Source organism: Gardnerella vaginalis, assembly GCF_001563665.1.
In the GTDB taxonomy this organism is placed as follows: Bacteria; Actinomycetota; Actinomycetes; order Actinomycetales; family Bifidobacteriaceae; genus Bifidobacterium; species Bifidobacterium vaginale_A.
Genome location: NZ_KQ961867.1, coordinates 12,545 through 27,090 on the forward strand (window position 1 = coordinate 12,545; position 14,546 = coordinate 27,090).

Genomic DNA, 14,546 nt, shown 5'->3' on the forward strand with positions numbered 1-14,546 from the left:
ACAGTTACCCCAATGCACAGCGGATTGAGTATGGTGGATTGTATGGTTACTCCCGAAGACTTAAGACGCATGCTCGCCAGAGCTTCGAATAACCATACCCAAACACGTGCTAAAGCATCTATAACCCCACTCGATTTAGCTAAGAGAATATCATCTCATAAACAAAAAATCACAAGCGAAGAATCCTCTATTTTCATTGATATACCTGTATTTTCGTCAGGTGAAGACGTTGAAGAAAACGTAATTCACATAGAAGAATCTTTCATCAATGAGCAGATTTCTTTTGCACCTTCTCCTGCAATAATGCCACAGCGTAGAAATGCAGAAGTGCCAAAAACTTTCGCTTCTTTAGACACACAGGATTTGCCAATAGTACGCGAATATTCTGCTGGAGGACTTGTTTTTGACTCGCTCGGGCGTGTCGCAATTATTGCTAGACATTCACGTAGTGGACACCTGGAATGGTGCTTACCAAAAGGACATATAGAAAAAGGCGAAACACCACAACAGACTGCCGTAAGAGAAATACACGAAGAAACAGGCATATTAGGTGAAATTGTGGAATCAATCGCAACTATTGATTATTGGTTTACAGGCACAAGCCAACGAGTGCATAAATTAGTTCACCATTTTGCTTTAAGATATTTAAGCGGCGAAATATCAGTGTTAGGAGATCCCGATCATGAAGCTGAAGAAGCTCGTTGGGTTGATTTTTCCGAGCTTAATAATATTCTTAGTTATCCTAACGAACGCAAAATAGCGTGGCTGTATGCTAGAAAGTCAAACAGGCGGTCTAACAGATATGAAAATTGCGAATAATAAAACAACTTCACTTAAACGTTTTTACAATAATGCGTGCATAGTGATTTTGTGTTTCGCATTATGCATAGCATGTGTTGCAAGCTCACTATTCTTCAGTTTTGACTCCTCAAACGTTGCTAAAGCTGAAGAATTACATAAAAAACATTTAATAGCAAATCCAAAAAGACACGCTTATAAACACGTTAATCCTCTTAGCAAAGGTCTTTCTTTAAAAATAACTGATTCTACTGCAATAGTTACAGATAAAAGCGGATATCATTTATCAATATCTATAAACACCGCTAAAAATCAAACACTTCCGGAAGGAACTATAAGCGTATTCGTAAATCCTTATTACACTTTCACGTCTAGAACAGATATACAAAAATGGGCAGAAGGAGAATCACACATACCCACACGGCAATTACTTGGAAAATCGCAAGTAGATACCATGGCTGCTAAAAGTAATCGAATTGTTAACGTAGATGTTCCCTCAGACTCGCCTAATCTTGCAACCATAAAACAATGGGGTCCAAAACCTTTATTAGTTTTATACACTTCAACAGACGAAAGCCATATCATTTCTGTGCAAACTTTCTTAACTCGTTCTAACGATGGTCTTTCTAATACCAATACTCCTCCTATCGGCATGACTGCTATTATGCCAATACTTGCAAATCCTGATTCTTGGAAAACAACTATTGACACTCAACAGTCAGACGAAATTGTAAATAATAATCGTCCTAATAATGCACAAAATGATCCAAAAAATAATCCAAAAAATAGTAGTAAAACTAATTCACAACATTCTGGGGAAAACAGCAACGATCACGAAAAAACCGGCGATTCCGCAGCTCAAGCAAATAATTCGAATAATTCAAATAACACAAATAACTCAAATAACACAAAAAAACTTAATAAGAAAAATACGTTAAAAAAAGAAAAAATTATTAGCTTCCCATATAACATACGCGCGAAAGTATCGCTGAATAACAACGAACTAAATCGCATTACTAAACAAGTTGATCTTGCAGAAAAACATAATCTTTTGCAAACTATAGCTGACCCTTACACGCTAAAAGCAGCAAGAATACTTTATAGGCCTAGTGCGTTCATGCAAAAAGCAGGTTTTGATATAAGTTCTTATGCAGATGATTCTAATTTTGAACTTTATAAATCTGCTGGAATCACTCCAAATGAATGGTCACTCAAAGAAACTTGTTCAATATATTCATCGTTAGAACCTTCACAAAAACTTTCTCAAAATGACAGCGAGTGCGTAAACGGAAAAACTCCTGTATTCGCATGGCAAACGAATGGCAAGTGGACTCTTAACGCGCTCGTACAAGCTAAAAATAGCGGATACAACACTGTTATTGCAACACACGGATTCGATCCTAATGCAAATCGTTTTGCAACAAATACAGGCGTGTATAACATACAAACAAATTCTGGAGAAATCAACGTTCTTGCTTCTCAAAATGTATTAACACACTTAGCTAATGGGCAAGCTAGTAGCGATTATGCATCAGCAGAATCCACTGAAGCAGGACGCATAAGTAGATTAGTTGCGCAAAGTGCTTTTTATCAAATGGAGCAACCGTATGCTTCTAGAAATCTTCTTATAACTTTTGCAACAAATACAAGCGCAAAATCAATCGACAATGTGATGAACGCTCTCGAAAAATCGCCTTGGATTGATCTAAAAAATCTTCAATCATTAACTTCATCTGAACCTTTTAATAACGAAAATTCAAGAAAGGTTATTCCACTCAATAGCGGTCTAAGCAGCGAGAGTGCAAAATCAAGAAATGATAAATTACGCGAATTAGCAAAATCTCGAGAGAATTTAATAAGTTTTACGAATGACATTTTAGATAATAATGCAATTCAAAAAGAAAAAAGTGATGCTGGAGATGCTCAATCTTTAGCAAAACAGCATGCAAAAATGGGTGCTCTGAGCAAAACAAGTAACTCAAAAATATGGAGCAAAAAGCTTATTGATATTTTCGATTCGATGGCATTCAAAGAAATACTCCATTATGACGGAAAACCGTATTTTGACGCAAAAACACATTCGTCTTCATTCAGTTCAATAGCAAATCAAAGCAACGAAGAAAAAACCAACTCAACACAAGCTAACGAAGAAAAAACTAACACAGAAAAAACTAACGAACCAAAATCAAACGCTTCTCAAAGCAAAAACAAAAAAACACAACAACCTACAAACAATGCGAGCGCAACACAAAAATTCACAACTCAAACTCTCGTAAATAGCTTATTATCTGGAATTCGCATAGTTCCTCCGCCACACATAACAGTATTTAGCGAAACAGCATCCTTGCCTGTAACAATCAGCAACGCACATCCATACCCTATTCGCGTATATCTCACTGCAACAACTAAATCTATGGAAATTGTTTTGGGTAGAACACAAATAGTGAGCATTCCAGCAGACAGTGAAATTCAAGTGACTTTACCTGTACGCGTTACTACATCAGCACAAGTAAAGGCTTTGTTTAGGTTAGAAGATAGGCAACATCACACTTTTTCAACAACTAACTCAACTACTATTACTAGCACACTGCAAATTAGCGATAAAAGCGGTACGATTATCATAATATTTGCTTTCGCTCTCGGCATATGGGGGCTTTACAGACAATTCCATCGTAAAAAGGATCCAGACGAATGAGTTCAGTAGGTCGCAATTCAATGATTATGGCAAGTGGCACTGCGGCTTCTAGAATCACAGGTCAAATTCGCACAATCCTACTTGCAGCAGCACTAGGCACAACAGGACTAGCTGCTAATGCTTATCAAGCTGGATCAACTATCCCTCAACTCATATATGCGCTCGTTTCTGGAGGTATTTTTAACGCTGTACTAGTACCGCAAATCGTACGCACTCTTGAGAAGAAAGATGCAAAAGATAGACTTAACAAGCTAATTACTTTTGCTATAACAATGCTATTAGCAGTCACACTTCTAATGGGTGTTTCAACTCCTGTAATAACGTGGCTTTATGCTGGCGGTGGACCAGAAATGTTAGCTCTAACTAACGCTTTCACTTTATGGTGCATACCACAGATATTTTTCTATGGATTATATACAGTTTTAGGGCAGATTCTTGCCGCAAAAGGCAAATTTGCAATGTATGCGTGGAGCTCAGTTGCAGCAAACATTGTAAGTTGCATTGGATTTGGCACTTTTATAGTTCTTTTCGGCAGAGCCACAACTCAACCGTTATCGTTCTGGAGCAATAGCAGACTTTTACTAACTGCAGGATTCTGGACTTTAGGAGTTGCAATTCAAGCATTACTGCTTTTTATACCTCTTACAAAAATCGGAATCGTATATAAACCTAGCTGGGGTATAAAGGGTATTGGATTGCGTTCTATGGGACCTGTTGCAGCATGGAGCATAGGGATTGTCATAGTAAATCAATTGTCTGTTATGGTTACAACACACACAATTACTAGTGCCCCTCAACTTGCCGAAACAACTATGGGAATTAACCAATTTGACGTAGCAGGTAACGCAACATTCCAAAACGCATATACGATTTACTTACTTCCTTACTCGCTGATAGCAGTATCGGTAGCAACTGCAATTTTCCCGAAAATTTCAAAGGCTGTTGCAACGCATAATATAGCTATAGCACGGCAAGATTTAAGTGATTCTTTAAGACACGTAAGCATACTTATGTGTTTCTTCCTCATAGCGTTCGTAACAATGCCAACGCCAATTTCTTTAGCTTTATTACCATCGATTAGCCTTAAAGAAGCTTATTTCATGTCTACTCCTTTAATGCTACTTTCTTTTAGCCTGCCATTTGCTAGTGCGTATTTGATTATTCAGCGCACTTTCTACGCTTTTGAAGACGGTAAGCAGCCATTCATATTTACTTTAGCTGGAGTAGTAACAGAGTTAGTAGTACTTATTGTTTGCATACAATTCTTCCCTCCAACACAATGGGTAGCTGTTTTAAGCTCGTCAGTAACTATAGAATTTTTGCTCACATTCCCTGCTCTTATATGGATGCTAAGAAGACGCTTCAATAATAATTTAGACGATTCAAGACTTTTATCTACGCATATTAAAATTGCTATCGCTACTGCTGTTTCAATTTGCATAACACTATTAGCTCGCATACCTGTTATGAAAATAATTAACGTTGAAATGCCTCAACTTCACGGAGCAGTAAGATGGATTCGCGCAATTTTAGTTTGCGTTATTTTAACTGTTATTATTATTGTTTCATACGTTGGTACTCTTGTTTTACTTAAAACTCAAGAATTAACTACTTTATACAATTCGTTTGTATTGAAAGTTGCAACAAAAATTCCTGCACTATCTTCATTAAAATTTGTTCAAAAAGTTATTAGTAAAGCTAACAAAAATGCCGATAGCACTGAAATTGCTCTTGATGAAACTAGTGACAAAAGCAATGACGAAAAAGCTTTCACAGGCGCAAATATAGAAAATAAAAAATCATATTTACGCACCTCTTCCAATAATCAAAAGAATCATCGTAAGCCGCGAATTGTTACATCAACTCGTAAAAAATAGTTTACTTTGACTACAAATACGTCATATAAGAAAATATTTACAATATCCACAAAAAGTATGACGCGCATATGACATAAGTACCACTAGAATATTGGTAATAGCATATGAATTTACTATTTTGACAATTAGGAAGAGGAATAGATGAAACCTCGTTTAGGAGATATAATTCTCAATCGTTATGCGCTAGTATCCCCATTGCGTAACGAAGAGGAACTCCAAGTTTGGCAAGCTAGCGACAATATTTTGGAACGCGATTGCCAACTTTTCATCGTACGCGATTCCAGATTCCTAACAGATGTGAACACTATTGCATCAACCCTCGCTTTAGCGCGTAGCCGCAAGTTCACACAAGTACTGCAATTACAGCATATTGACGATATCTCAATTATTATTACAGCTTTAGATTCCGGATTAAGCATAAGTGATTATCTTGCAGACAATAATTCAAAAGAAAGAAGACAATCTAAGCCAATAAGTCCTATCAATCCTCTTAGCTACGAGGCAATACGAACTATTGTTGCAGAAACAGCTGGAATTGTAAGTAAAATGATCGCTAATGGCATTACACATCACGCAATTTCAACAGATACAGTTCGTATTACAACAAATGGCATTGAGCTAGCAGATACTCCAATTAGCCCAATGATTGAAGACTTAACTTTACTGAATAATGCTAAGGATGATACCTCTTCCAAAGATTTAGAAAAGTCTTCGCCATCTCAAGAATCCTATGAGCGAATTGCAACAAGACAATTATCTGCATTGCTTTACTCTCTTCTCACACGCACTATTTCAAAGAACTTACACGATTTTTCATTATCACGCATTAGCGAAAATGTTCCTTCAGAATTTCGTATGATCTGTAAACGTGGATTATGCGAATCACAAGTAGCAGATTCAAACAAGAATCCTAATATAATACCAATGGCATCTATTGCTGAGCTTTCTGCGCTATTAGGTAAATACACGCCACTTAGATCGCTTCGTGCTCAAGATATCTTGCTTCCAAGGTTAGAAGGAGCTGCTTCAGTTAGCTTGATTGAATTGAAAGCAGAAGATAAGAATTCTATATTGCCTTTCCCTGAAGATCTTGTACAAAGTGAAGATCAATTTAACGATGGCTTTAATTCTGCTATACAACAAGCAGAAAATCCTGATTTATTAAATTATGATTTTTCATCAGATTTACGTGATTCTTCACGGAATGAAACAAATGACGATTTAAATGAGACTCCACGTAAAGATTTAAGTAAGGATGAGAACGATATTCCATCTATGCTAAAAGATGAATCTTCACAAATATCTAGTAGTTCTTCGACATCATCTGACGATATTCAAAAAAACGCTGATAGTGCATACAGTTCTTCTAAAAACGGGAAGAACTCATCTGACGTACAAGCTTCAAACGTAAATAAAGTAACTAAAGCCAATAAAAATACTGCTATTGGAGCTATTGGGACTAAAGCATCTAAAGGAGCAAAAGCTGCTATTGGAGCTTTATCTTTTGCCAGCAGCATCATCAAATCATCACAAGCTGCTTCATCCGTTGCACCAGTTGCGTCAAGCGAAACTAGCGCGGCAAATATGTCTATTTCTGGATTTGCTGCTGCAAGCACAAGCATACGAAAAGCTGGCAAAACACTTGGAACACTATTCAAGCGCAATTCTCGTAAAAATTCTAAAAATAAGTCTAAAGAAAAATACGAAAATTATAATAGCGATGAAAATAATATTGATTCATCAGAACTTGAAAACACAAACACAAATGTAGATATAGATTTTCATGATATTGCTGCTGCAGAAATGGCTAATATACTTGCTCCAACTGAATTAGATGCAGACGATTCTATTTTCCCTATGTCTGAACGAAATATACATGTTATAAAAAATGATGATGAAATAGCTCAAGATAATTCAGAAAAAAACTTAGAAGATAATAATTCTAATAGTTCATTAAATAATCGCTCGAATAATTCCAAGCAGAATATAAGCAATATTTCTAGAAATAAAAGTCGTTTGAAGTCGAAATCCGATGATTCCGACTTGTATGATTCTTCTATCTCTAACAATTCATACGATTCTGAGAACTTTAGCGATTCTGAGAACGCGAATGCACAATCTTCTAACGAAGAAGGCGAAACATTCGATCACATTCCAGCAATAGCTTCTTCCACTTTTGATTTTGATGATTTGCTTATTCAAAACTCGCGCCACACAGAGCCTATAGCCCGTGCAAACGCATTCTTAAGTGAGGAATCAGAGTTTACAGGGCGCGTACCTGTTGTAGATAATCAAAGTCGTTTTATAGCTCCTGGAGAAGAATCAGCGCGCGCTTTGCGTGAAGAAGAACTTGAAGATACAGATATGGATTTGCATACAGTTTCTTCACTTTCATCTCTTCCACCAAGTTTTGAGCCTAGAGAGCATGCAGCTAGTATTAAAAAGCAGCAAATACGCAAAAACGGTGAAGATATTGCAGATGCAAAGATTTTCGTAGGTCTTTCTACTAAATTTATAGCAATTAGCATAATGCTGCTATTGATTATTGTTGGATCATTCTTTGCAATACATGGATTGTTGTCATCTCATGAATCATCATCTTCGTTCAACAATTCTAATCCGTGGGATTCTGAAAATATAAATAACGTTCCTTTTGGAAGTCGCGGAATCCTCCCAGAAGAAAAAGCTAAAGGACACAAAGTACCTGAAGGTCATAAAACTGTTAAGGCTGTTCCTGCGCCTAATATTCCTGTAAACAATACTCCTTTTGAAATTGATATACGTCAGTTCTTAAGCAAACCATCTCATCAAAATGGATATGGATATTATATGCATTTGACTCAGCCTCAAGAAGCGTATAGATTTGTTATCTCAATTCGTTCTTCAGGCGGTCATGGATATCTTTTTGCAAACACTAAGAATGACCCTACTAAAGGCGATCAGGTTGCAGAATTTACATTTGATGAAAGCGGCACAACTGAAGTTAAATTCAATAAGCCAATTAAAGCTCAAGACTTTCTACTTTGGGTTCCGGCAAATAGTTTACCGAACAACAGCTTATACATAAATTCTGCAAGGATTTATTAAAGTTTAGAATAAAGGGGAATTTATATGGAAGCGCAATTACGCAAGGTTATTATTATCGGCTCAGGTCCTGCAGGATACACTGCTGCAATTTATTTAGGGCGTGCAGGATACAATCCGTTAGTTATTGCTGGAGCACTTACCCCTGGTGGGCAGCTAGTAAATACCACAGAAGTAGAGAATTATCCTGGATTCCCAGATGGTATTTTAGGTCCAGATCTTATGGACGCGATGCAAAAACAAGCAGAAAAATTTGGTGCAGAAATTATTTTTGACGATGTCACAAACGTGGACTTTTTAAAGCCTGTAAAAAGCGTAACGTTAAGTGATGGCTCAATATACGAATCACACGCTGTTATTGTTTCTACGGGCTCACAAGTGCGCAAATTGGGCGTTCCTGGCGAGCAACAATACTCTGGTCGCGGAGTATCTTATTGCGCGACTTGCGATGGATTCTTCTTCCGCGGTAAACCAATTGTTGTTGTTGGAGGAGGAGATAGCGCTTTTGAAGAAGCTCAATTCTTGACTCGTTTTGGATCTTCCGTTACTTTAATTCACAGACGTAACGAGTTTCGCGCTTCGAAAATTATGGTCGATCGCGCTAAAGAAAATGAAAAAATTAAGTTTGTTTTAGATAGTGTTGTTGAATCTGTAAATGGATCTGATTCAGATGCGCAATCTGTTACTGTAAGAAACGTAAAAACAAACGAAACTCAAGAAATCGAAGCATCTGGAATATTTGTTGCTATTGGACATACTCCTTCGACTGAATTCTTGAATGGAGCTTTGGAACTTAATAGCGATGGAACTATTAAAGTAGAAGGCACTTCAACTAAGACTTCAGTTTCTGGAGTATTTGCAGCAGGAGATGTTGTAGATAACGTATACCGTCAAGCTGTATCAGCTGCTGGAATGGGATGTCATGCAGCTCTTGATGCACAAGCATATTTAAACGAATTAGATGAAAACTAATCGCGTTTTATCGCGTTTTATCGCGTTTTATTGCGTTATTGCGTCTTTATCTGCTTTAGCATAGTGATTCTATGCGAGTCTATTCTGCTTGATTTGGCATAAGCATTTGAACAATTCTCTTCATATCTTCAGGAGAAGAAAATACTATTTCAATATGTCCATGCTGAGGAGTTCCTTTAATAGAAACTTTCGTAGAAAAATGTTTTTCCAATTGGCTACGAATAGGAGATGAAGACCATCTATCATTACGCGCTCTACGAGTCGGAGTAGATCTACGACCTGCTTCGACTCCTTTTAGTGAAACAATTTCTTCAGTAGTTCTCACAGATAAGCCTTCGTCAATAATTCGCTGAGCTACTGATTCCATTTCTTCAGGACTCTCTAAACCTAATAATGCTCTTGCATGACCAGAAGAAAGCAATCCTGAAGCTACTTGCTTTTGAACGGAAGCTGGCAAATTAAGTAAGCGCAAAGTGTTTGCAATTTGAGGTCTAGATTTAGATACTGATTGAGAAAGCTGAGCTTGTGTTAAGCCAAAATCATCAATCATTTGCGCATAAGCAGCTGCTTCTTCTAGTGGATTCAAAGCGACTCTGTGCAAATTCTCCAGCAAGGCATCACGGAGCATATTTTCATCAGGCGTAGTGCGAACAATTGCAGGAACAACATCTAAACCAGCTAATTGAGAAGCGCGCCAACGCCTTTCACCCATTATCAACTCATAGTGAGCTGACTCATTTTTATAAGAAGAATTAGAAGATGATCCATTGTTTTGAGAATTATCTAAGCTTTCGCTATTTTCACGTGAAACTACATTTATTTCACTGTTTGAAGAATCACTTTCTTCTATTTTTCGCACAACAATAGGCTGAAGAACTCCAACTTCCTTGATAGAAGCAGCAAGTTCTTTGAGTTCATCTTCGTCAAAAATCAATCTTGGTTGTTGCGCATTAGGAACAATATCGGAAGGCTTAATATACTCTAAATATCCACCTTCAACAGGCTTTAATCCTTGATTTTGCGCGGTTTCTGTATTATTTTTATCTTCAGCAGAACCATTGTAATTATTGTTCGTTTCATGTGAAACACTCTTATTTTTATCACTTACAAATGTTCTTTCAGCGGAATCTCCGAAGAAGAAATCAATAGGTCTTGTAACATCTTCAAGAGATGGCATTGAAGATCTTTTAGAAGGTTTAGAATTCTTTTTACTTTGAACAGTATTTTTTAATATTGTCGATTCATTATTATTAAATCCAATATTGCGCGATTCATCGCTGTGAGGAGCAATAGAGCGATTCATACTAGGAACTTTAGTTTCATGTGAAACGCTTAATTTAGATGAATAGATGTGAGCATTGTTTTCACTTTTCGTATAACTTTGCTCTACATCTGCGTTCAAATTAACTTTTTCGTCAGTATTATCCCCATTCTCCCCGCTGTTTTGAACACTGCTATCAGAATCACCTATTTTGCGAGAGTCTTTCTTTGAATCTAATAAAGAGTTATCGCTTGTTTCACGAGAAACATTTTGATTTTCCACTTGAGGAGATACTAAGTCATCTTCACCTGGCAATGCTGGGAATAATGCGCCTAATCCTTTACCTAAACGAGATTTCATGCCACTCATCGTTTATTATTCTCCTCTTCTTTTGCAGAGATAACCGACAATACTGTTTCTGAACGTTGCGCAATTTCTAAAGCAGCTTCACGATAAGAAACAGCGCCTGTTCCACGTGAATCATATGTAATAACAGTTTGAGCAAAACTTGGAGCTTCAGAAATCTTCACAGTCCTAGGAATAGTTGTATTAAGAACAATATTAGGATAATGATTTTTCACTTCCTGATATACTTCACGACCAAGCAGAGTACGCTTATCAAACATTGTCACAAGCATTGTAGAAACCACTAAAACAGGATTGTAATGTTTCTGGACCAATCCAATAGTACGAATCAACTGCCCTAATCCTTCGAGAGCATAATATTCAGCTTGAATTGGAATAAGCATTTCTTGTGCTGCGCACATAGCATTTATAACAAGCAATCCTAGTGAAGGTGGGCAATCAATAAATACATAATCGTAATGTTCTTCACTATTTTTCATGAATTCACTAAGAGCATCTTTAAGTAGATTATTGCGATTATCCATATCCGCAAGCTCTAATTCAGCGCCACTTAGATCAATTGATGCAGGAACTACATCTACACCTGGAACATCTTTACAAGTTTGCTTTACTTCACTAATAGTCTTGCGCCCCTCAATAACATCATATACAGAAACATCTCCTGAAGCATGAGGAATGTTGAACGCTGTTGATGCATTACCTTGAGGATCCATATCTATTACAAGAACGCGTAAACCACCTACGGCAATAGCAGCAGCAAGATTAACAGTTGAACTTGTTTTACCAACTCCGCCTTTTTGATTTGCAACAGCAATAAAACGAGTTTTTGAAGGATGAGGGTACGTTACTCCTTCAAGCGCATGATATCGAGAAACTACGTCTGCTAATTCGCTACCAAGCGAAGATCCAGAATCTCCAAAAATACGCTTAATTGTTTCTGATGCAGACTCAACCACTACGTATCACCCCCACCCTCTTTTTACAAACATGTAGTGTTAAGTTTCTATTCTTCTATGGACATAAAACACGTAAAAATCGAATATCGTTTCATGTGAAACACAACAAATCTACATAATAAAACGAATGAAACATCGCAAACAACTGTTGTAAAACCTTGAAAAATAACGGAAATTCCAAATGTTCATATATTAAAATGCAATTGTTTTCACATGAAACAAAATAAAATTAGACAAAACAATAACTAACAATTTTTCTCAATACTTTCACGTGAAACACAACAGCTCCACGTGAAACAAGGCAATTTCACGCATTATTTAAGATTTATTTTGTTTATGACCTAGAAAAATAAAATTTGAAGATGAGAGAAGAACAACACTTGCGCAAAACTTAAATATAAATTACGTGGAACTTAAATACAACTTGCACATGATCTACACATAACTTGCGCATTGAAAAAATGTTTTTGATTTTAGAGCACTGTTATATAGTTAAATCATTGAGTATTTTAACTTATTTTGAAAGGGTGCGATTTATGAGCAAACTTGAGGATCTAATTGCCGAATTGTGCCCAAACGGTGTGGAGTATAAGGCACTAAGTGAAGTGTCAGATATGAAGCGTGGCACGACTGTTACAAAAAAGAGTGTTAATCCTGGGGATATTCCTGTGATTTCTGGAGGTCGTGAGCCTGCTTATTATTGTGATATTTCTAACCGAAATGGCGAAACTATCACTGTTGCTGGAAGTGGCGCTGGAGCAGGGTTTGTACAATACTGGGATAAACCTATTTTTGTTTGCGATGCTTTTTCTGTTAAAGGTATAGATGATTTAACGTCAACTAAATTTTTGTATTATGTTTTGCTTAGTAAGCAAGAAGCTATTTATGCCACGAAAAAAGGTGGCGGCGTACCACATGTGCATATTTCAAGCATAAAAGATTTTGAAATCCCAGTGCCACCTCTTGACGTGCAAGCGGAGATTGTGCGGATTTTAGACACGTTCACAGAGCTTACAACAAAACTTACAGAGAATCTTACAGCAGAGCTTACAGCTCGAAGCAAGCAATACGAATACTATCGAGATACTTTGCTTACATTTGACGACAACAATCCTTTACACTCGCTTATCTCACGCTACTGCCCTACTGGCGTGGAGTATAAGAAGATTGGCGATATTGCCACGAATGTATTCAGAGGTTCTGGAATTAAAAAAGATCAGGTAACTTCTACTGGAATACCGTGCGTTAGATACGGGGAAATTTATACTAAATATAATTTGTGGTTTGATTCTTGCTTTTCGCATACAAGTGAATCTTTAATTACTAATAAAAAGTATTTTGAACATGGGGATATTTTATTTGCAATTACTGGTGAGAGCGTTGAAGACATTGCTAAATCATGCGCTTATGTTGGTAATGAAAAATGTTTAGCTGGCGGAGATATTGTTGTCGTAAAGCATAATCAAAATCCTAAGTATTTGAGCTATGCATTATCAACTACTAACGCTCGTTTGCAAAAAAGTTCTGGAAAAGTTAAGAGCAAGGTCGTTCATGCAAGCACAGAATCAATTAAAGGAATAACAATCCCCATTCCACCTCTTGACGTACAGCGTCAAATCGTACAAATTCTGGATCGTTTTGACGCATTGTGCAATGATTTAACTCAAGGTTTGCCTGCAGAAATCGAAGCTAGACGCAAGCAATACGAGTACTATCGAGATCAACTCCTGAACTTCAAGCGTGCGTAATGTAGTTATGCACAATTTATGTAAAACAAACTATAAAAGCTTATTTAGTATTACAATTTACATAAATTACATTTCTAGTGAGACTCGCCGAAGAGATTGAGGAGGTAAAAAATGTCTGCTAAACTCGTAAGCAATAGCAGCCCCCTAAGCCTACTAACAGTGCTCAAACCTGGGGGTTCTTCTTGTTTTTCAGCTGATTCAAAGCCTCCAAAATCTGTAGGAGCATATACATACCTCAATCGCATCGTATTGCAAAAGAAGAGTACGAAAAATATAAGAAATACTTTAAAGGAGTGCCTGAAATTGAAAAATGGTAATGTTCAAGAATTTGTGGATCATATATATTATGGCGATGAACTTTGGTTCCGTTACAAAGGGATACTGTATTTTCTAGAAGGATGGTCTAACGAAAATCATCTTGATTTGAAATTATATGAGATGCGTGAAAATGGCAAAGAATATTCGTGGAAAGGTGATAATAAAAAATATCCTGTTGATGAATTTATTAATGCAAAAATTTGGAATGATAAGACTTTTTGGCAAGTGGAGCAAGATATAGAGTGGGTTGACGATGATGCAAGTTAGTTTGCCTGCAGAAATCGAAGCTAGACGCAAGAAATACAAGTATTACCGAAATCAACTCCTGAACTTCAAACACATATAATCTTCAGGATTAAAAAGCAGATTTTATTAACAATGTAATTTCAAACACAATGTAATTCGCGCACATCATGTACTAGTGAGGCGCGGGAAAAACTTAACGAACAATAAAAAGCGAAACGGTATTTA

At 36.9% G+C, this 14,546-nt stretch carries 9 protein-coding genes; 7 read left to right on the top strand and 2 right to left on the bottom strand.

From position 1 onward, the window contains the following. Positions 1-42 precede the first annotated feature (42 nt). The 5 genes from HMPREF3230_RS03620 to trxB all read left to right on the top strand — a co-directional run bounded on the left by HMPREF3230_RS03620 (position 43) and on the right by trxB (position 9,426). Complete coding sequence (locus tag HMPREF3230_RS03620) at positions 43-819, top strand: NUDIX hydrolase (RefSeq protein ID WP_075523600.1); 777 nt, start codon at positions 43-45, stop codon at positions 817-819. Continuing rightward, on the top strand, positions 770-3,493 hold the full coding sequence (locus HMPREF3230_RS03625; RefSeq protein WP_155642898.1) for a DUF6049 family protein: 2,724 nt from the start codon (positions 770-772) through the stop codon (positions 3,491-3,493). The genes HMPREF3230_RS03620 and HMPREF3230_RS03625 overlap by 50 nt, the downstream gene beginning before the upstream one ends. Further along, positions 3,490-5,370 carry a murein biosynthesis integral membrane protein MurJ gene (gene murJ / locus HMPREF3230_RS03630; RefSeq protein ID WP_082266270.1) on the top strand — a complete coding sequence of 627 codons (1,881 nt, stop codon included), beginning with the start codon at positions 3,490-3,492 and terminating at the stop codon, positions 5,368-5,370. The genes HMPREF3230_RS03625 and murJ overlap by 4 nt, the downstream gene beginning before the upstream one ends. Before the next feature lie 141 nt (positions 5,371-5,511). Continuing rightward, complete coding sequence (locus HMPREF3230_RS03635) at positions 5,512-8,457, top strand: protein kinase family protein (protein ID WP_075523602.1); 2,946 nt, start codon at positions 5,512-5,514, stop codon at positions 8,455-8,457. Between the two features lie 24 nt (positions 8,458-8,481). Beyond that, positions 8,482-9,426: a thioredoxin-disulfide reductase gene (gene trxB, locus HMPREF3230_RS03640; protein ID WP_075523603.1), complete on the top strand. Its 945-nt coding sequence runs from the start codon at positions 8,482-8,484 to the stop codon at positions 9,424-9,426. A 79-nt stretch (positions 9,427-9,505) separates the two neighbouring features. On the opposite strand, the gene HMPREF3230_RS03645 is transcribed toward trxB, so the two are convergent. Beyond that, positions 9,506-11,056 carry a ParB/RepB/Spo0J family partition protein gene (locus HMPREF3230_RS03645; RefSeq protein WP_075523604.1) on the bottom strand — a complete coding sequence of 517 codons (1,551 nt, stop codon included), beginning with the start codon at positions 11,054-11,056 and terminating at the stop codon, positions 9,506-9,508. Further along, positions 11,053-12,009, bottom strand: coding sequence for a ParA family protein (locus tag HMPREF3230_RS03650; RefSeq protein WP_075523605.1), 957 nt, complete (start codon positions 12,007-12,009; stop codon positions 11,053-11,055). The genes HMPREF3230_RS03645 and HMPREF3230_RS03650 overlap by 4 nt, the downstream gene beginning before the upstream one ends. A gap of 536 nt (positions 12,010-12,545) precedes the next feature. Here HMPREF3230_RS03650 and HMPREF3230_RS03655 point away from each other — a divergent pair. Beyond that, positions 12,546-13,757 (top strand): restriction endonuclease subunit S, encoded by a 1,212-nt coding sequence (locus HMPREF3230_RS03655; RefSeq protein ID WP_075523606.1) that lies wholly within the window; start codon positions 12,546-12,548, stop codon positions 13,755-13,757. Between the two features lie 111 nt (positions 13,758-13,868). Continuing rightward, positions 13,869-14,342 carry a hypothetical protein gene (locus tag HMPREF3230_RS06600; RefSeq protein ID WP_075523607.1) on the top strand — a complete coding sequence of 158 codons (474 nt, stop codon included), beginning with the start codon at positions 13,869-13,871 and terminating at the stop codon, positions 14,340-14,342. Positions 14,343-14,546: the final 204 nt, after the last annotated feature.